This is a genomic window from Serratia sp. NA_112.1 (genome assembly GCF_052691715.1).
Genome location: NZ_JBQZFO010000008.1, coordinates 41,147 through 59,710 on the forward strand (window position 1 = coordinate 41,147; position 18,564 = coordinate 59,710).

Here is an 18,564-nt window from a genome sequence, read left to right on the forward strand (position 1 = left end):
AGATGAAGCTAAAAGCCACATTTGCAGTGCTGTCCAGCGCCCTGCTGTTACAAGGTTGTATTGCAGGCGTTGTCGTTGGCAGCGCCGCTGTCGCCACTAAAACGGCCACCGACCCACGCAGCGTGGGTACTCAGGTAGACGATGGGACGCTGGAAGCCCGGGTTGAAAATGCCCTGAGCAAAGATCAGCAGCTGAAAAAAGAGGCTCGGGTGGTCGCAACGGCCTACCAGGGTAAAGTCCTGCTGACTGGCCAATCGCCAAGCACCGATCTGGCGGCGCGTGCCAAGCAGATTGCTATGGGTGTTGAAGGCACCACCGAAGTGTATAACGAGATCCGTCAGGGAACGCCGGTTAGCCTGAGCACAGCCTCTTCCGATACCTGGATCACCACCAAGCTCCGTTCACAGCTGCTCACCAGCGATACGGTGAAGTCATCCAACGTGAAAGTGACCACAGAAAATGGCGAAGTGTTCTTGCTGGGCCTGGTCACCCAACAGGAAGGCCAGTCTGCGGCGCAGATCGCCAGCCAGCTGAGCGGCGTGAAACACGTCACCACCGCCTTCACCTTCGTTAAATGATCCTTCAGGCAAGGGGCCTTCCCCTTGCCGCTTTTCGGCACGCTTCCCCGCTGTTTTACCCTAGTTTAATGAGTCGCGTTTAAAGTCATCTCTCACTTCATTACGGATAAAATTCAAATGGACAGAATTTTAATCGGTTTTCTCACTGCCGTTTCTTTATTCACCACCGGAGTTTCCGCCGCCAATCCGCCACAGGACGCGCCCCGCGCCGAGCACGCCCCGACCCCGATGGCCGATCAAACCGTAGCTACCGAAGGCGCGATCACGGTCAACCAGGTAAAAATCAACTATCAGGCGCAAACCGGGGTGCTGGAATTGAGTAAAGACGACCCGGAAGATCCCGTGACCGGCATGTTCTATGTCGCGTATTTCAAAAAGAATGAGAATAAGAACGAGAACAGGCCGATTACCTTTATCTACAACGGCGGGCCGGGCTCCGCCTCGCTTTGGCTGCATATGGGGGCACTCGGGCCTAAACGGGTTATCGCTACTCAGCCAGAGAAAACACAGCTGGCACCTTACCAACTAACCGATAACCAATACAGCCTGCTCAACGTCAGCGATCTGGTGTTTATCGATGCCCCCGGAACGGGTTACAGCCGCTTTTCCAGTAGTGCCGCCAGCCAACCGGAGAGAGCGCAGCAAAAATCACAGAGTGCCAGCAACGTTTATGGCGTCAACGGCGATGCTCAGGCTTTTTCTCAGTTTATCGTTCAGTTTCTAACGCATTACCAACGCTGGAACTCACCTAAATATTTATTGGGTGAAAGCTACGGCACTACCCGCTCGGTGGTATTAGCCGAGACGCTAAAAAATCAGAATATCGATCTTAACGGCATTATCCTGATGTCGCAGTTTCTGAACTACGACAATAATGTCGACGACCCCAATCAAAACCCCGGCGTCGATCAGCCTTACTATCTGGCACTGCCCACCTACGCGGCCAGCGCGTGGTACCACCAGCGGCTGCCGGGCAAACACCAGAGCCTGCAAACCTTGTTAGACCAGGCCGAGAAGTTTGCTCTGGGGACTTATGCCCAGGCATTGCTGCAAGGTACCAATCTGCCTGAAAAAGCTCGCCAAACGCTCGCCGATCAGCTTTACCAATTTACCGGTATTTCGGCCGATTATTGGCTCAAGGCCAATCTGCGCCTAAGTGGGCCGGTTTTCGCCAAACAGCTGTTGAGCGGCCAGGACGAGACCATTGGCAGAATCGATACCCGCTATCGTGGACCGTCGCTGGATAATATCGCCGAAACGTCCAATTACGATCCCAACATCAGTGCAATTACTTCCGCCTACGTCGCGCAATTCCACGATTATCTCGGCAAGACGCTGCATTTTAGCGCCGACCAAAACTATCGCGCCTTTTCCGATGAGATCTATGACTGGAACATGTCCAGCAACAGCCGGGACAGATCATTTAACGTGTTGCCGAGCCTGTCGCGGGTGATGAAAATGAACCCGGCAATGAGAGTGATGGTGATAGGCGGGGTTTACGATCTGGCCACGCCTTACTTCGTCGCCAAATATGAGATGAGCCATCTGCCCGTGTCGCCCAAACTACGCGACAATATCCGTTTTTATTGGTATGACACAGGGCATATGCCTTACGTGGATGAACCATCGCTCAAAAAGATGCATGCGGATTTAAGTGCATTCATCAGCAATAAGTCCTGATGTGGCATTAGTCGCCGAAGAGAGATACCTTGCCCGAAAGCAGGGTATCTCTTGGTTAATCGAGCTTATTCTCTTTCAGGAAGCCTTCCCCACCCAACTGGCGCATCTGGCGCATGATCCACTGCTGTCGCTGTATGACATAGCCGGAAGGCGCATTGGCCTTGAAGCGATGCGGATTGGGCAACACCGTCGCCAGCAGTGCGGCCTCCGAGGCAGTCAGACGCTTGGCCGGTTTATTGAAAAAGCGCCGTGACGCTTCTTCCACACCGAATACACCGTCGCCGAACTCCACTATGTTCAGATAAACCGTCAGGATCCGTCGCTTGGTCCACACCAGTTCAATCCCCGATGTCAGCCCGGCCTCCAGCCCTTTACGCAGCCAGCTGCGGCCATCCCACAGGAACAGGTTCTTCGCCGTTTGCTGGGACAGCGTAGAGGCACCACGGATGCGCGTGGGCCGACGTTCGTTGTGGCTAAGCGCCTTTTCGATCGCCGCCACGTCAAACCCCCAGTGCTCCGGGAATTTCTGATCTTCCGCCGCCATCACCGCCAACGCCATCTGCGGGGATATATCGTCCATCGACACCCAATCGGAATGCGCCACGTAGCCAAAATCGCCACTCAGCCAGGCGCCGATCTGCCGCTCAACCATCACAGCAGAAAAAGGCACTGGCAGAAAAGCAAAGGCAAGGATCCCCAGTAGCCATACGCCAACCAACGCAATTAATCCACGTTTCAGCCAAAACCAGGGCCGGGAAAAAATCGATTTGCCCGCAGATTTTCTCATTCAGTCAAATCCAGCACCCGTGAAACCAGTTTATCAATTCCGCTGGCCGCCTCAGCGATAGATTTCGCCAGCATATAGGCCGGTGTAGTCACCACTTTGTTCTCGATATCCACTACGATGTCATCTACCGGGCAAATCACCGGCTCGCCGCCCATGGCATCAATCACTTCACCGAGGTCGGGATCGTTGCCAATGGTCAGCCGCACTTGTTGATCCAGCAACTTCGGCAGCAAGGCGGGTGCAATGCACATAAAACCAATTGGTTTATTTGCCTTATGCATTTGCTGCGTTAACTTAGCCAAATCCTTATCAATCCAGCATTCCGCCCCTTCGCTGGCGAAACTGCTGAGGTTCTTTGCCGCACCAAAGCCACCGGGGACGATCAAGGCATCGAGTTGGCTGGCGTCGGCCTGCGAAAGCGGCTGGACCTTCCCCCTGGCAATGCGTGCAGACTCCACTAAAACATTGCGACTCTCCGGCGTTTCATCGCCAGATAAATGATTAATAACATGAAGTTGAGGTTTTTCAGGGGCAAAGCACACCGCCTGCACCCCCGCCCGGTCCAACGCCAGCAGCGTCAGAACGGCTTCATGGATCTCCGTACCGTCATAAACCCCACAACCGCTTAACACTACGCCAACGTTTTTCATCACCCTTCCTCCTGTCGCTACTGTCAACTGGTAAGTGCTCTGAGTTGACAAACACTAATCTACATCACACATTTTAATGAATCTTCTAACAAGAGCGCTTACATTTGCTATGTTGTTGGCTGTATGATGTTTAGGAGTTCTCTACAACCTGCTCGACCAGAACATTAAAACCAATACGCAGGTTCACAATTTCCCTGGTGTTGGCGCAATATTAGCGCACCCCGGCCTAGGTCGGGGTCATTTTTTTTCAGCTTCAGCTTCCGCTACCCACCCACGCAGTACCTGCACATCGTTGCGCCATTCCTGATTCAACTCATCAACCCAATCCTGCACGTTATCCCACCAGGCCGGCAGCGTAGGGGTTTGAATTTGCTGCGCAATCTGTTGCAAATGACGCAGGCCAACCGAGCCGGCGGCACCTTTGATTTTATGCCCCTCCTCCGTGATGCCTTTCTGGTCGCGCGCCGTCATGTTGGAATCCAGCACCGCCAGGTAACCCGGCATCATCTGCTCAAACATCTCCAGGCTCTGATGAATCAACTGCGGCCCCACCAGGTCCATATACTGTTCCAGCATGGTGGTATCCAGTAAAGACTCATTAATCTTCATCGTCTTTTGCTCCGTTTTCTTTGTGGTGTGAGAGGGTTCATGATCCCAGTACTGTTTAATCACCCTGGTCAGCGCCGGTACCGACAGCGGCTTACTCAGCACATCGTCCATTCCCGCGTCGAGGTACTCTTTTTTGTCTTTCAGCACGTTGGCTGTCAGCGCAACCAGCGGTGGCAGTACCTGCCCGGCATAGCGTTCACGCAGTATCCGGGCGATATCCAGCCCGGTCATATCCGGCAGTTGGATGTCCAGCAGCACCAAATCGAACTCGTCCGGATCAAACATGGCCAGCGCATCCTGGCCGTTCATTGCCACTTCAACGCTGTTGCCCAGCTTCTCCAGCACCGAACGCGCCACAATCACGTTCAGCTCAATATCTTCCACCAGCAGGATATGCAGCGCCGGCAATGGCAGTTCCTCTTCGACTGCGGTTTCACTTTCTGCTTCCTGCACCGCCGGTGCCTTGATGGATAAGGTGAAGCAAGAACCCTGCCCCTGCACGCTGCTAACGGTGATATCACCGCCCATGCTCTGCGCCAGGCGCTTGGAAACCGCCAGCCCAATGCCGGTACCGGTCGCCGGACGGCCGCCGTGCTGATCCTTCACCTGATAATACATGGCGAAGATCTTGTCCTGTTCATCCTGCGGAATGCCCATGCCGGAGTCTTCCACTTCAAACACCAGCCGATCCTGTTCTTCACGCCGCACCCGCACCACGATTTGCCCCTGCGGGGTAAACTTCACCGCGTTGCCGATCAGATTCCACAGGATCTGCCGCAGGCGGGTACCATCGGCGATGATTTGTTGCGGCAGCGGTTGTTGCGGCTCCATCACAAACTGCAGCCCTTTCGGCTGCACCAGTAGGCCGGAGAGGTTTTCCAAATCGGCCAGGAAGCCGGTAAAGTCCACCGGTTGATTGTCGAGCTGCACTTTACGGCGCTCGAGTTTGTCCATCTCGATAATGTCATTGAAGATATTACCCAGCGTGATGGCGCTGACATGGATGGTTTTGAGGTATTTCAGCTGTTCGTCGTTTAACTCGGTGTCGAGCAGAATGCGACTCAGGCCGACGATGCCGTTAAGCGGCGTACGAAGCTCGTGGCTGATCGTTGAGATGAAGGTGGTCTTGTCCCTGCTGGCGTTCTCCAACGCGTCCTGATAGCGCTTACGCTCGGTTATATCGCGGCCAAAGCCCATAAGGCCGTGGCGTTTGCCCACGCGGTCGTAAAACGGCACCTTGCGAAGCTCAAAACAGGCCTTGCGACCATCCGGGTAAACCAGCCACTGTTCGTAGGTCAGTGAGACGTTGTGACGAAACACTTTCTCGTCGGTTTCGATGACCTTCTCGGCAATTTCCTCACCGTAGACGTCAAAGGGGGTCAGACCGATCAGCTGCTTTTCGCTTTTGCCGGTCAGCAGTTCCATCGCCCGGTTACAGCCAGAGAACTCTTTGTCTTCGTTGCGGTAATAAACCAGATCCGGTGAGGCATCGAGGAAGGAGCGCAACAGCGCCGACTGCTGGCCCAGTTCTATCTGCGCCAGTTCACGTTGCTCCATCTCTCCCGTCAGTTTGTCCATCACCTGCTGACGTTCTTCTTCCGCCTTGATACGGTCGGCAATTTCCTGATTCAGTTGGCTGATGTTGTCCTTAAGCTGTTGGTTCAGCTCCAGGTCGCGGTGGCGCATCTCTTCGAGCTTATCCACCAGCCGCGTCAGGCGCTGGCGTGACTCCTCAAGCTGTTCGACCACCACCGACAGAAAGTAGACCGCCCATGGCGTAATCAGCAGGCCGAAGAAGATTGAGCGCACCACGTCGATGCTTTCGACTTCCCCGCGCAGCAACATGGTGACCGCCATCTGTACCACCATCGCCAGCACCACCAGCGCCGATGCCAGCAGCAGCGAAAAGCGTACCAGCCCCAATTTTACCATTAAATCAACGTAATACTGGGCTAACACCCGGATTTGCTTCATAGCCGCTCCCATCAGACAGAATCTTGTAAATCATACCGTAAAACCCCGGTGAGATAAGAAAGCAAACGCCGAAGTGTGGGAAAGATTGCAAATCAAAACAGTGCGCAAGGACGATATTGCTGCTTTTTTTCCAACGCGCTGCCCTGACCGCCATGGCGTTGCAGATAGCCCCCACCGCCTGCATGCCGTTCCAACGGTTTTCGCACCATAATGGTGCCAACAGCGTCGGCCGACGGGCACTGGCGGAGATGCGGTGATACACCACCTCTTTCGGCGTATGGCGGATTATCTCACCGGCACTGCAGGCATACTCCTCGAGCGCCAACTCAGGCAAGCGCCCAGCCTGCCAGACCCGCGACAGGGTACTGCCGGTCACAATAGCGCCAACTGCTCGGCAATACTTTGCTGCTGCATCTGTTCATCGGCGAAAGAGGCCACATTGCAGAAGGTACCGCCACCGCGCCCAAGCCGGCCATCGCGGTTCGGGCAACTGAAACCGCCATGCAGCGTGAGTTTATGGATCTTTTCACCGTAGCGGCGCTGAAGATCGGTGCCAAACATATTGACTAATTGCGGCAACTGCATAATCTTGGAGCTCTCTGTGCTCAAAGCCCGTGATGCTAATAAGAAACGGCTTTTCCCACGATGACAGAGATCAACGCTTTCCCCGCAAGGCTTCAACAGGCATAACTATTCATTATAAATGCAAATAAAATCACTCCAGCCGAGATGAATTTTTCTTATTCTCACGCAACCGTTCACGTCAATATGACAAAGCGATGAAAAATAGTTATAAACAACGAAAAATAATGACTTATTAGAATAAAATTCCGACATTCCCACCCGCACTAGCATGGTGCAGAGATTCAGGCGTTGCACTATAGTGAGACAGCTCACATTTCTCCGGGAGTTATGGCTCTCCTGAGTAAGCCCAAAAACTTAAATAAAATATTAAATATCAATTAATTAACCGTTAAATATCCCGTAAGAAACCCCCTTAGGCCTATAGTTGACCTGCGTATTCTTTCTCGCTAAGTTGGAACTCCGCTGGAAGCTTTCTGGACGGGCAAACGTCTCGTCATATTTATGCAGTAATTTAAGACTCCCTCTTAAAACAAGTCATTTACCACTTGTGAGAACCGTCACGAGAGGCCATTAACGGAGGGCGGAAAAGCAGATCGGCGCTATTAAGCTTGCTGATTGGACTTCTGCCAACGTTGGGAAGCCCGCTCGTGAGTCGGTTGTGAGAGTCACGCAGAGCCTGGGGAGGTTCACTGATTATGTTGTACGATAAATCCCAAGAGCGGGACAACTGTGGTTTCGGCCTGATCGCCCACATAGAAGGCGAACCTAGCCATAAGGTGGTGCGTACGGCTATTCACGCACTTGCCCGTATGCAGCACCGTGGCGCAATCCTTGCTGACGGCAAGACTGGCGACGGTTGCGGCCTGTTATTGCAAAAGCCCGACCGCTTTTTCCGCATGGTGGCGGAAGAGCGCAGCTGGCGTTTAGCCAAAAACTACGCCGTTGGCATGATGTTCCTCAGCCAGAATGAAGAGGAAGCCCGTGCCAGCCGCCGCATTGTCGAAGAAGAGCTGCAGAATGAAACGCTGTCGGTCGTTGGCTGGCGTGAAGTGCCGACCAACCCGGACGTATTGGGTGAGATCGCCCTCTCTTCTCTGCCACGCATTGAACAAATCTTCGTTAACGCCCCGGCAGGTTGGCGCCCACGTGATATGGAACGCCGCCTGTTTATCGCGCGTCGCCGTATCGAGAAGCGCGTCCAGGACGACAGCTTCTACGTCTGCAGCTTCTCGAATCTGGTTACGATCTATAAAGGCCTGTGCATGCCTGCGGATCTGCCGCGTTTCTATCTTGATTTGGCGGACTTGCGCCTGGAGTCGGCCATCTGCCTGTTCCACCAGCGTTTTTCCACCAATACCGTGCCACGCTGGCCGCTGGCACAGCCGTTCCGCTATCTGGCGCACAACGGTGAGATCAACACCATCACCGGCAACCGTCAGTGGGCGCGTGCCCGTACTTATAAATTCCAGACGCCGCTGATTCCGGACTTGCAGACTGCTGCGCCGTTTGTTAACGAAACCGGTTCCGACTCCAGCTCGCTGGATAACATGCTGGAACTGTTGTTGGCGGGCGGGATGGATCTGATCCGTGCCATGCGCCTGCTGGTGCCGCCGGCCTGGCAGAACAACCCGGATATGGACACTGACCTGCGCGCCTTTTTCGACTTCAACTCGATGCACATGGAGCCGTGGGACGGCCCTGCCGGCATCGTGATGTCCGACGGCCGCTACGCTGCCTGTAACCTTGACCGTAACGGCCTGCGTCCGGCGCGCTACGTCATCACCAAAGACAAACTGATTACCTGCGCCTCGGAAGTCGGTATCTGGGACTACCAGCCCGATGAAGTGGTTGAGAAAGGCCGCGTAGGCCCTGGCGAACTGATGGTGATCGACACCCGCAGCGGCAGGATCCTGCACTCCGCCGAAACCGATAACGATCTGAAAAGCCGCCATCCGTATAAAGAGTGGATGGAAAAAAACGTCAAGCGTCTGGTGCCGTTCGAAGATCTGCCGGCCGATCAGGTGGGCAGCCGTGAGCTGGACGACTCGCAGCTTGAAACTTACCAAAAGCAGTTTGGCTACAGCAGCGAAGAACTGGATCAAGTGATCCGCGTGCTGGGTGAGATCGGCCAGGAAGCCACGGGTTCAATGGGTGACGATACCCCGTTTGCCGTGCTCTCCAGCCGTCCGCGCATTATTTATGACTATTTCCGTCAGCAGTTTGCCCAGGTGACCAACCCACCGATCGACCCGCTGCGTGAAGCACATGTGATGTCGCTGGCGACCAGCATCGGCCGCGAAATGAACGTGTTCTGCGAGGCCGAAGGTCAGGCGCACCGTTTAAGCTTCAAATCGCCGATCCTGCTGTACTCCGACTTCAAACAGCTCACCACGCTGGAAGGCGAATACTATCGCGCCGATACGCTCGATCTGACCTTTGATCCGGCGGAGCAGGATTTGGAGCAGACTATCCGTGCCCTGTGCGACGAAGCAGAACGCAAAGTCCGCGACGGTGCCGTACTGCTGGTGTTGTCGGACCGCGCGATCTCCACCAGTCGTCTGCCGGTACCTGCGCCTATGGCCGTAGGGGCGATCCAGACCCGTCTGGTAGAGAAAAGCCTGCGTTGTGACGCCAACATCATTGTCGAAACCGCCAGTGCCCGCGATCCGCACCATTTCGCCGTGTTGCTGGGCTTCGGTGCAACGGCGGTCTACCCGTACCTGGCCTACGAAACCCTGGCCAAACTGGTAGATACCCAGGCGATCGACAAGAAATACCGTGAAGTGATGCTGAACTACCGTAACGGCATCAACAAAGGCCTGTACAAGATCATGTCCAAAATGGGCATCTCGACGATTGCCTCTTACCGCTGCGCCAAACTGTTCGAGGCCGTCGGTCTCCATCGCGATCTGTCCGATCTGTGCTTCCAGGGCGTGGTCAGCCGTATCGGCGGTGCCAGCTTCGGTGATATCCAACAGGATCTGCAAAACCTTTCCAGGCGTGCGTGGCTGAAACGCAAACCGCTGGAACAGGGCGGCCTGCTGAAGTTCGTCCACGACGGCGAGTACCATGCGTACAACCCTGACGTGGTGAGCACACTGCAAACCGCAGTCCACAGCGGCAAATACAGCGACTATCAGGCGTACGCCAAGCTGGTGAATGAACGCCCGGTGGCGATGCTGCGCGACCTGTTGGCCATCACGCCGAAAGGCACGCCAATCCCGGTCGATCAGGTTGAACCGGCAGAATCGCTGTTCAAACGCTTCGATACCGCGGCCATGTCTATCGGTGCTCTGAGCCCGGAAGCGCATGAGTCGCTGGCAATCGCCATGAACAGCCTCGGCGGTTTCTCCAACTCCGGCGAAGGCGGCGAGGATCCGGCTCGTTACGGCACCAACAAGGTGTCACGCATCAAGCAGGTGGCATCCGGCCGTTTCGGTGTGACACCAGCCTACCTAGTGAATGCCGATGTCATCCAAATTAAAGTGGCGCAAGGGGCCAAGCCGGGTGAAGGCGGCCAGTTGCCGGGCGATAAGGTGACCCCTTATATCGCCAAGCTGCGTTACTCGGTACCGGGCGTGACCCTGATATCGCCACCGCCGCACCACGACATCTACTCGATTGAAGATCTGGCGCAGCTGATTTTCGACCTGAAACAGGTCAACCCGAAGGCGATGATTTCGGTGAAACTGGTGTCAGAACCGGGCGTGGGTACCATCGCCACCGGCGTAGCGAAAGCCTATGCCGACCTGATCACCATTGCCGGCTACGATGGCGGTACCGGTGCCAGCCCGCTGTCTTCGGTGAAATACGCCGGCTGTCCGTGGGAACTGGGCCTGGTGGAAACCCAGCAGGCGCTGGTGGCTAACGGCCTGCGCCATAAAATCCGCTTGCAGGTAGACGGCGGCCTGAAAACCGGCGTGGATATTGTCAAAGCGGCGATCCTCGGCGCGGAAAGCTTTGGTTTCGGCACCGGTCCTATGGTGGCGCTGGGCTGTAAATATCTGCGTATCTGTCATCTGAATAACTGCGCAACCGGCGTAGCGACTCAGGATGAAAAACTGCGCCGCGATCACTACCACGGCCTGCCGGAACGTGTGACCAACTACTTCCAGTTTATCGCGCGTGAAACCCGCGAGATTATGGCGCAACTGGGAGTCAGCCAACTGGTAGATCTGATTGGCCGCACCGATTTCCTGACTTCGCTTCCCGGCATTTCTGCCAAGCAAAACAAGCTGGATCTGTCGCCGTTGCTGCAAACCGCCACGCCGCATCCGGGCAAGGCGCTGTACTGCACCGAAAGCAGCAACCCGCCATTCGACCAGGGGCTGATGAACAAAGATCTGCTGGCGCAGGCGCAACCGCATATCGAAGCCAGACAAAGCAAGGCTTTCTACTTTGATATCCGCAATACCGACCGTTCCGTGGGCGCTACCCTGTCCGGGGCTATCGCAACCGTGCATGGCGATCAAGGCATGGCCGCCGACCCAATCAAGGCGCACTTCTCCGGTACCGCCGGCCAGAGCTTCGGCGTCTGGAATGCTGGTGGGGTTGAACTGACCCTGACCGGCGACGCCAACGACTACGTCGGTAAAGGCATGGCTGGTGGCCGTATCGCGGTACGTCCGCCGATTGGTTCTGCGTTCCGCAGCCACGAAGCCAGCATCATCGGCAATACCTGCTTGTATGGCGCGACCGGCGGGAAGTTGTTCGCCGCCGGTCGTGCAGGCGAACGCTTTGCCGTGCGTAACTCCGGTGCCATCACCGTCGTCGAAGGTATCGGTGACAACGGGTGTGAATACATGACCGGCGGCATTGTCTGCGTAATGGGTAAAACCGGTATCAACTTTGGTGCGGGCATGACCGGCGGCTTCGCCTATGTTCTGGATGAAGACGGCGAGTTCCGCAAACGTGTGAATCCAGAGTTGGTCGAAGTGTTGGATGTCGAACAACTGGCTATCCATGAAGAGCACCTGCGCGGCTTGATTACCGAGCACGTCCAGGCGACCGGTTCTTCGCGTGCGGAAGAGATCCTGGCCAACTGGCCGGAATGGGCGCCGAAGTTCGCTCTGGTCAAGCCGAAGTCCAGTGATGTCAAAGCATTGCTGGGTCACCGTAGTCGAACCGCCGCCGAGTTGCGGGTTCAGGCGCAGTAAGAGGTCATTAATGAGTCAGAATGTTTATCAATTTATCGACCTGCAGCGCGTTGATCCGCCAAAGAAACCGCTCAAGATCCGTAAAATTGAGTTTGTAGAGATTTACGAGCCGTTTTCGGAAAGTCAGGCGAAGGCGCAGGCGGACCGTTGTCTGTCCTGCGGTAACCCTTATTGCGAATGGAAATGTCCGGTTCACAACTACATCCCGAACTGGCTGAAGCTGGCGAATGAAGGCCGCATCATGGAGGCTGCGGATCTGGCGCACCAGACCAATAGCCTGCCGGAAGTGTGTGGTCGCGTTTGCCCGCAGGATCGTCTGTGTGAAGGGTCCTGTACCCTGAACGACGAGTTCGGTGCAGTGACCATCGGTAACATCGAGCGCTATATCAGCGATAAAGCGATTGAGATGGGCTGGAAACCGGACATGTCCCACGTGCTGCCTACCGGCAAACGAGTTGCGGTTATCGGTGCCGGCCCAGCCGGTCTGGCCTGTGCCGATGTGCTGACCCGTAACGGTGTGAAAGCGGTGGTCTACGATCGTCACCCGGAGATCGGCGGCCTGCTGACCTTCGGGATCCCGGCCTTCAAGCTGGAAAAAGAAGTGATGGTGAAACGCCGTGGCATCTTCAGCGAGATGGGCATTGAGTTCCAACTCAATACCGAAGTGGGCAAAGACATCACCATGGAGACGCTGCTGAGCGAGTTTGACGCGGTGTTCCTCGGCGTCGGTACCTATCAGTCAATGCGCGGTAGCCTGGAGAACGAGGATGCGCCGGGCGTTTATGATGCACTGCCGTTCCTGATCGCCAACACCAAGCAGTTGATGGGCTATCAGGCTGAGCAGCACGAGCCTTATGTCAGCATGGAAGGCAAACGCGTGGTAGTTCTGGGCGGTGGTGACACCGCGATGGACTGCGTGCGTACCTCTATCCGTCAGGGGGCTACCGACGTTATCTGCGCCTACCGCCGCGATGAAGCCAACATGCCAGGCTCCAAACGCGAAGTGAAAAACGCGCGTGAGGAAGGGGTTGATTTCAAATTCAACCTGCAGCCGCTGAGCATCGAACTCAACAGCGCTGGTCGCGTGGCCGGAGTGAAAATGGTTCGTACCCAGTTGGGTGCACCGGATGCCAACGGCCGCCAGATTGCTGAGCAGGTGCCAGGTTCCGAGCACATCATTGATGCCGATGCGGTGGTCATGGCCTTTGGTTTCCGTCCGCACCAGATGGACTGGTTGGCCGCGCACGACGTTGAGCTCGACAAGCAGGGCCGCATTGTGGCGCCGGAAAGCACCGATAATGCCTTCCAGACCAGCAACCCGAAAATCTTCGCCGGTGGCGATGCGGTGCGTGGGTCGGATCTGGTGGTGACGGCGATTGCCGAAGGTCGTAAAGCTGCCGATGGCATCATGAGCTACCTGGAAGTCTAATCTTCCGTCAGCGTTTCCCCAAAGGGCCCGCAGGTGATCTGCCGGGCCCTTAGTTTTTTCCACCGCATCCACACGCTTTGTAACAACCTCCCTCACAGCGCAACGCCTGAAGCGCTATAGTATTCAGTCAGCATCACTCAGAGGCGCGGTCGTGCCTGATATCTTGATAAGGATAGTTCACCATGAAATTGCCTATTCCCTTATTAACCGGCGCACTGCTGGTTGTCAGTTTCAACTCACTGGCTTCGTCGCTGGATCCTCAAGAAGTGGGTTACAATATTGAAGCACGCGGTGCGGCACCGGTAGTCGCTCAACTGGCCAAGGCAAGCCAGCTTGCGGCGATAGAAAACAGCATCAAACTGGGTGACGACAGCTGGATCGCGCTGGCCCCCAAACTGGCCAATGGCGGCAACGCGGCCTTCACCACCGGCATCAAATCCGCCCTGTCCTTTGCATTGGCCTACAACCCAGCCGCGGTGCTGCATGCCCTCGACAAGGGCAATAACCTGCCCATCAACGACATCTGTACCGCGCCCCCTGAAGTGCAAGGCGACACAGCCATTACCTCGTTTAAACAGCGCGCGACCCACGCACTCACCACCGTGCGTATCGGTGACCTCAGCGCCCCACGTGATGCCTGTATTGCATCACTGAAAAGCTGAGGATTTGCCGGATCGCAAGCCATAAAAAAGGCCGCCGAAGCGACCTTTACTGTTTACTGCTGCAGGATTATTTCACCACGCGCAGTGCCGGGCGGCCACCACGTGGTGGCGGTGGCGGCTCGTCGTCTGGATCATTACCTTCATCCAGATCGGGGAGATCGCCATCAATCACCGACATCAGGCTTTCCGAAGGGATCGTCTCATTGTCCAAACCCTCAAACGTGCCTTCCACTTCATAAGCGGCCTCCGGTTCGAACATGGTACCTGCGCCATTTTCACGGGCATAAATCGCCAGCACCGCGGCCATTGGCACCCAGACTTCACGTGGCACACCACCGAAACGTGCGTTGAAATGCACGTCATCGTTGCCTAATTCCAGGTTGCCTACCGCACGCGGTGCGATGTTCAGAACGATCTGACCATCACGGGCGAATTCCATCGGCACTTGCACGTCAGGACGCGTCACATCCACCACCAGGTGCGGAGTCAACTGATTCTCCAACAGCCAGTCATAGAAAGCTCGCAGCAGATACGGACGGCGCGGAGTCATCTGAGACATATCCATAACGCTTAGCCCCGAGTCTGCAGGCGCATTTCGCGCTCGGCTTCGGTCAGGGAGGCCAGGAAGGCGTCACGCTCAAACACGCGAGTCATATAGCCTTTCAGCTCTTTGGAACCGGCGCCGCTCAGTTCAATGCCCAACTGCGGCAAACGCCACAGTAGCGGCGCCAGGTAGCAATCCACCAGACTGAACTCTTCGCTCATGAAGTACGGGGTCTGACCAAAGATAGGGGCAATCGCCAGCAGCTCTTCGCGCAGTTGACGGCGAGCTGATTCAGCGTCCTGGCCGTTGCTCTGCTCGATTTTGTACATCAGCGAATACCAGTTTTTCTCGATGCGCAACATCATCAGGCGGCTCTCACCACGAGCAACCGGGTAGACCGGCATCAATGGTGGGTGCGGGAAACGCTCATCGAGGTATTCCATGATGATACGGGATTCATACAGGGTCAGTTCGCGATCGACCAGGGTAGGCACCGTCTGGTACGGGTTGAGGTCAATCAGATCCTGCGGCAGGTTATCCAACTCAACCTGCTCAATCTCAACGCTGACACCTTTCTCCGCCAGTACGATACGTACTTGATGGCTAAAAATGTCGGTCGGGCCAGAGAACAGCGTCATTACCGAACGTTTGTTGGCAGCGACAGCCATGAAAACCTCCAAGTTATCTAGAAAATACTGCGAATAGCCAACTGACAGGCTGCTATCCTGAATGATCTTGACCGCAGGCCAGCAACTTGCAGCGAAACCTTAGGTCATAAAAACGGCCTCGGAGGTAGACTGATAACTGCTGCATGGCGAACAGGCGCAAAAGTGGATGATAGTTTACCAGATTTTGCTTGTTTTGTGGGGGCTGTGCGGTGATTTCGTATTGAATTGTCTGATATACCAAAGATTTTAGTAGCGACAAGTTGATTTTCAGGCATAAAAAAACCCGGTGAAGCACCGGGTTTTTGGCGTAAATTCCACTGCCGAGGCAGTAAAAAATTAACGCTTGGAGAACTGCGGACGACGACGTGCTTTACGCAGGCCGACTTTCTTACGTTCAACCTGACGGGCGTCACGAGTAACGAAGCCAGCTTTACGCAATTCACCGCGCAGAGTCTCGTCGTACTCCATCAGTGCACGGGTGATACCGTGACGGATAGCGCCAGCCTGACCAGAGATACCACCACCTTTAACGGTGATGTACAGGTCAAACTTACCAACCATGTCGGTCAGTTCCAACGGTTGACGAACTACCATGCGGGCAGTTTCGCGACCGAAGTACTGTTCCAGACTACGCTGGTTAATTACGATGTTACCACTGCCCGGCTTGATGAAAACGCGAGCGGCGGAGCTTTTGCGGCGACCAGTGCCGTAGTATTGATTTTCAGCCATTGCCTATAATCCCGATTAGATGTCAAGAACTTGCGGTTGCTGTGCCGCGTGAGTGTGCTCGGTGCCCGCGTAAACTTTCAGTTTACGGAACATTGCACGACCCAACGGACCCTTTGGCAGCATGCCTTTAACCGCGATTTCAATCACACGCTCTGGGTTGCGGGCAATCATCTCTTCAAAGGTCGCTTGCTTGATACCACCGACGTAGCCGGTGTGACGGTAATACACTTTGTCTGTACGCTTGTTGCCGGTTACAGCAACTTTTTCTGCGTTCAGAACGATGATGTAGTCACCGGTATCAACGTGCGGGGTGTATTCCGCTTTATGCTTGCCGCGCAGACGACGAGCCAGTTCAGTAGCGAGACGGCCTAAAGTTTTACCATCTGCATCAACAACGTACCAGTCGCGTTTTACGCTCTCTGGTTTAGCTGTAAAAGTTTTCATTAGAAAGCTTACCCAATAATTAGTTACACGTTGGTGAACACCCAAACGCTCGAAAACAGTTGAGGCTCACACGACCATACAAGTCCAGCAAACCTACCCCTTCGAATAGCCATTGCCGGCACTAAAAAGTTTTTGGGAAAAAAACTTTGTTGTAACGTGGGGTCGCAAGATTATAGAGAAGTCGCTCACAAAGATCGAACGCTTTTTGAATAGAAACGCAATTAAACGCCAATGGCGGAAAAGCGGGGACGCCAGCGGTCTGGGTCCCCTGGACGTCACGGCAGATGCGGCAACTTCAGATACTCTTCGCTCTGCATTTCCTGCAGCCGCGACAGGCAGCGCTGGTACTCGAACTTCAGCCGCTCGCCCTGGTAGATATCGAACATCGACACTTCGGCAGCGATCACCAGTTTGACGTGACGTTCGTAAAATTCATCGACCAATGCCAGGAAACGACGCGCAGTATTTTCCTTCAGCGGCCCCATCACCTGCACATTATACAGGATCACGCTGTGGTACAGGCGCGACAGGGCAATATAGTCCAACTGGCTACGCGCCTCTTCGCACAACGTGTGAAAATCGACTGCCAGCACGCCGTCTACCGCGTTGATCGCCTGCAACGGCCGATGATTAATCTGCAATACCGGTGCCGCCTCTCCTTGCTTGCCGGCCAGCTTCACAAACATCCGGTCCATGGTCAGCCGGGTCTGCTCATCAAGCGGCGTCAGATACAAATGCGCCTGGGTCAAAGTGCGCAGGCGATAATCAATACCAGCGTCGACATTCATCACGTCACAGAATTCGTTAATCAGATCGATCGCCGGCAGGAAGCGCGCCCGCTGCAGGCCGTTACGGTACAAATCGTTCGGCGGAATATTGGAGGTCGCCACCAGCGTAATACCTCGGGCAAACAGCGCCTGCAACAGCGTAGCCAACAGCATCGCGTCGGTAATATCAGAAACAAAAAACTCGTCGAAACACAGTACGTCGGTCTGCGCCTTGAAACCATCAGCAATGATTTCAAGTGGATTTTCCTGTCCCTGCAGTTCGGTCAGCTCTTCGTGCACCCGCAGCATAAAACGGTGGAAATGCAGCCGCAGCTTGCGATCCCCCGGCAGGCTATGGAAGAACATGTCCATCAGCCAGGTCTTGCCGCGCCCAACGCCGCCCCACATATATAAGCCCTGGACCGGACGCTGCCGAGTCGTTTCACTGCTCTTGCCCAGCCAACGATTCAGTTTGCCGCGCAGGCCCGTGGCCGGCGCACCGACAGCGGGCGTCTGCTGCAATAATGCCTGGTAGATATGATCCAGTTGAGTCACGGCCCCCATTTGGACTTCATCGGCCTGGTATTCTCCCGCAGCAAGCAGCCGCTGGTAGCATGATAACGGTGATTGTGCCTGCATCTGCTCGATGTTCCTTCACAACGCTTAGAAATTATTTAGCCCATTTTCGCGGCAACTTTGGGTGGCTTCGCGCCCTTATCGCTACAAATACCCGCTCAGGACGGCGCTGAAAACCCTGAAGAAATCAGGTCATGCTTCATCAGGATTCCACTCGGACAAGGTTAACGGTTATAGTGGATATTATTAAGTGAAAAATCCCTGCGGAACAACGAAGTCAAAATAGGAGTCATCATGACCTGGGAGTATGCGCTGATTGGTTTGGTGGTCGGTATCGTCATTGGTGCGGTAGCGATGCGTTTTGGTAACCGCAAATTACGTCAACAACAAGTTTTGCAAAACGAGTTGGACAAGAGCAAAACCGATCTGGAAGAGTATCGTCAGGAGCTGGTCGGCCACTTTGCCCGCAGCGCCGAGCTGCTGGACAATATGGCACGCGACTATCGCCAGCTGTATCAACACATGGCGAAAAGCTCCAACAACCTGCTGCCGGACCTGCCAATGCAGGAAAACCCGTTCCGCTATCGCCTGACCGAAGCCGAAGCGGATAACGATCAGACGCCGGTTGAAATGCCGCGCGACTATTCTGAAGGCGCATCAGGCCTGCTACGTGGCGAACGTCCACGCCGCGACTAAACGCCGTTCTTCGCCCGTGGGCCAGTTCCA

At 55.2% G+C, this 18,564-nt stretch carries 14 protein-coding genes and 1 pseudogene; 6 read left to right on the plus strand and 9 right to left on the minus strand.

Annotation, left to right across the window (positions count from 1 at the left end):
* The first annotated feature begins 2 nt into the window (after positions 1–2).
* Positions 3–578, plus strand: a complete 576-nt coding sequence (dolP, locus tag ACUTQ5_RS15975; RefSeq protein WP_445652062.1) for a division/outer membrane stress-associated lipid-binding lipoprotein — start codon at positions 3–5, stop codon at positions 576–578.
* Positions 579–695: 117 nt separating this feature from the next.
* Entirely contained in the window at positions 696–2,258 is a 1,563-nt protein-coding gene (locus tag ACUTQ5_RS15980; RefSeq protein ID WP_445652063.1) for a S10 family peptidase, read from the plus strand.
* A 55-nt stretch (positions 2,259–2,313) separates the two neighbouring features.
* Here the strand turns inward: ACUTQ5_RS15980 and mtgA are convergent, their stop codons facing one another.
* From mtgA to ACUTQ5_RS16000, 4 genes and pseudogenes are all read right to left on the minus strand, one after another.
* Complete coding sequence (mtgA, locus tag ACUTQ5_RS15985) at positions 2,314–3,045, minus strand: monofunctional biosynthetic peptidoglycan transglycosylase (protein WP_445652064.1); 732 nt, start codon at positions 3,043–3,045, stop codon at positions 2,314–2,316.
* On the minus strand, positions 3,042–3,695 hold the full coding sequence (gene elbB, locus ACUTQ5_RS15990) for an isoprenoid biosynthesis glyoxalase ElbB (protein ID WP_445652151.1): 654 nt from the start codon (positions 3,693–3,695) through the stop codon (positions 3,042–3,044). The genes mtgA and elbB overlap by 4 nt, the downstream gene beginning before the upstream one ends.
* Before the next feature lie 237 nt (positions 3,696–3,932).
* Complete coding sequence (arcB, locus tag ACUTQ5_RS15995; protein WP_445652065.1) at positions 3,933–6,278, minus strand: aerobic respiration two-component sensor histidine kinase ArcB; 2,346 nt, start codon at positions 6,276–6,278, stop codon at positions 3,933–3,935.
* Positions 6,279–6,370: 92 nt separating this feature from the next.
* A pseudogene (locus ACUTQ5_RS16000) lies at positions 6,371–6,863 on the minus strand (hypothetical protein).
* Positions 6,864–7,558: 695 nt separating this feature from the next.
* Between ACUTQ5_RS16000 and gltB the strand changes: the two are divergent.
* The 3 genes from gltB (at position 7,559) to ACUTQ5_RS16015 (ending at position 14,110) form a co-directional block, all read left to right on the plus strand.
* Positions 7,559–12,019 (plus strand): glutamate synthase large subunit, encoded by a 4,461-nt coding sequence (gene gltB / locus ACUTQ5_RS16005; protein WP_445652066.1) that lies wholly within the window; start codon positions 7,559–7,561, stop codon positions 12,017–12,019.
* Between the two features lie 10 nt (positions 12,020–12,029).
* Positions 12,030–13,448 carry a glutamate synthase small subunit gene (locus tag ACUTQ5_RS16010; protein ID WP_445652067.1) on the plus strand — a complete coding sequence of 473 codons (1,419 nt, stop codon included), beginning with the start codon at positions 12,030–12,032 and terminating at the stop codon, positions 13,446–13,448.
* 182 nt (positions 13,449–13,630) lie between these two features.
* Entirely contained in the window at positions 13,631–14,110 is a 480-nt protein-coding gene (locus tag ACUTQ5_RS16015) for a hypothetical protein (protein ID WP_445652068.1), read from the plus strand.
* 67 nt (positions 14,111–14,177) lie between these two features.
* Here ACUTQ5_RS16015 and sspB read toward each other — a convergent pair whose 3' ends face one another.
* The 5 genes from sspB to zapE form a co-directional block, all read right to left on the minus strand.
* A complete protein-coding gene (gene sspB, locus ACUTQ5_RS16020) occupies positions 14,178–14,675 on the minus strand; it encodes a ClpXP protease specificity-enhancing factor (RefSeq protein WP_445652069.1) in 498 nt (165 codons plus the stop codon).
* Positions 14,676–14,680: 5 nt separating this feature from the next.
* Entirely contained in the window at positions 14,681–15,322 is a 642-nt protein-coding gene (sspA, locus tag ACUTQ5_RS16025) for a stringent starvation protein SspA (RefSeq protein ID WP_445652070.1), read from the minus strand.
* A 336-nt stretch (positions 15,323–15,658) separates the two neighbouring features.
* Positions 15,659–16,051, minus strand: coding sequence for a 30S ribosomal protein S9 (gene rpsI / locus ACUTQ5_RS16030; protein WP_012147044.1), 393 nt, complete (start codon positions 16,049–16,051; stop codon positions 15,659–15,661).
* A gap of 15 nt (positions 16,052–16,066) precedes the next feature.
* Positions 16,067–16,495, minus strand: a complete 429-nt coding sequence (gene rplM, locus ACUTQ5_RS16035) for a 50S ribosomal protein L13 (protein WP_012147045.1) — start codon at positions 16,493–16,495, stop codon at positions 16,067–16,069.
* Between the two features lie 275 nt (positions 16,496–16,770).
* Positions 16,771–17,901 carry a cell division protein ZapE gene (gene zapE, locus ACUTQ5_RS16040; protein WP_445652071.1) on the minus strand — a complete coding sequence of 377 codons (1,131 nt, stop codon included), beginning with the start codon at positions 17,899–17,901 and terminating at the stop codon, positions 16,771–16,773.
* 231 nt (positions 17,902–18,132) lie between these two features.
* Here zapE and zapG point away from each other — a divergent pair, with 231 nt between their 5' ends.
* A complete protein-coding gene (gene zapG / locus ACUTQ5_RS16045) occupies positions 18,133–18,534 on the plus strand; it encodes a Z-ring associated protein ZapG (protein ID WP_012147047.1) in 402 nt (133 codons plus the stop codon).
* Positions 18,535–18,564: the final 30 nt, after the last annotated feature.

Excerpts from the sequence above, each read along its gene's own strand:
- ACUTQ5_RS16010 (WP_445652067.1), top strand. The coding sequence starts at position 12,030 with ATGAGTCAGAATGTTTATCAATTTATCGACCTGCAGCGCGTTGATCCG.
- sspB (WP_445652069.1), bottom strand. The coding sequence starts at position 14,675 with ATGGATATGTCTCAGATGACTCCGCGCCGTCCGTATCTGCTGCGAGCT.
- mtgA (WP_445652064.1), bottom strand. The coding sequence starts at position 3,045 with ATGAGAAAATCTGCGGGCAAATCGATTTTTTCCCGGCCCTGGTTTTGG.
- rplM (WP_012147045.1), bottom strand. The coding sequence starts at position 16,495 with ATGAAAACTTTTACAGCTAAACCAGAGAGCGTAAAACGCGACTGGTAC.
- zapG (WP_012147047.1), top strand. The coding sequence starts at position 18,133 with ATGACCTGGGAGTATGCGCTGATTGGTTTGGTGGTCGGTATCGTCATT.
- gltB (WP_445652066.1), top strand. The coding sequence starts at position 7,559 with ATGTTGTACGATAAATCCCAAGAGCGGGACAACTGTGGTTTCGGCCTG.
- ACUTQ5_RS16015 (WP_445652068.1), top strand. The coding sequence starts at position 13,631 with ATGAAATTGCCTATTCCCTTATTAACCGGCGCACTGCTGGTTGTCAGT.
- arcB (WP_445652065.1), bottom strand. The coding sequence starts at position 6,278 with ATGAAGCAAATCCGGGTGTTAGCCCAGTATTACGTTGATTTAATGGTA.
- ACUTQ5_RS15980 (WP_445652063.1), top strand. The coding sequence starts at position 696 with ATGGACAGAATTTTAATCGGTTTTCTCACTGCCGTTTCTTTATTCACC.
- sspA (WP_445652070.1), bottom strand. The coding sequence starts at position 15,322 with ATGGCTGTCGCTGCCAACAAACGTTCGGTAATGACGCTGTTCTCTGGC.
- rpsI (WP_012147044.1), bottom strand. The coding sequence starts at position 16,051 with ATGGCTGAAAATCAATACTACGGCACTGGTCGCCGCAAAAGCTCCGCC.
- dolP (WP_445652062.1), top strand. The coding sequence starts at position 3 with ATGAAGCTAAAAGCCACATTTGCAGTGCTGTCCAGCGCCCTGCTGTTA.
- elbB (WP_445652151.1), bottom strand. The coding sequence starts at position 3,695 with ATGAAAAACGTTGGCGTAGTGTTAAGCGGTTGTGGGGTTTATGACGGT.
- zapE (WP_445652071.1), bottom strand. The coding sequence starts at position 17,901 with ATGCAGGCACAATCACCGTTATCATGCTACCAGCGGCTGCTTGCTGCG.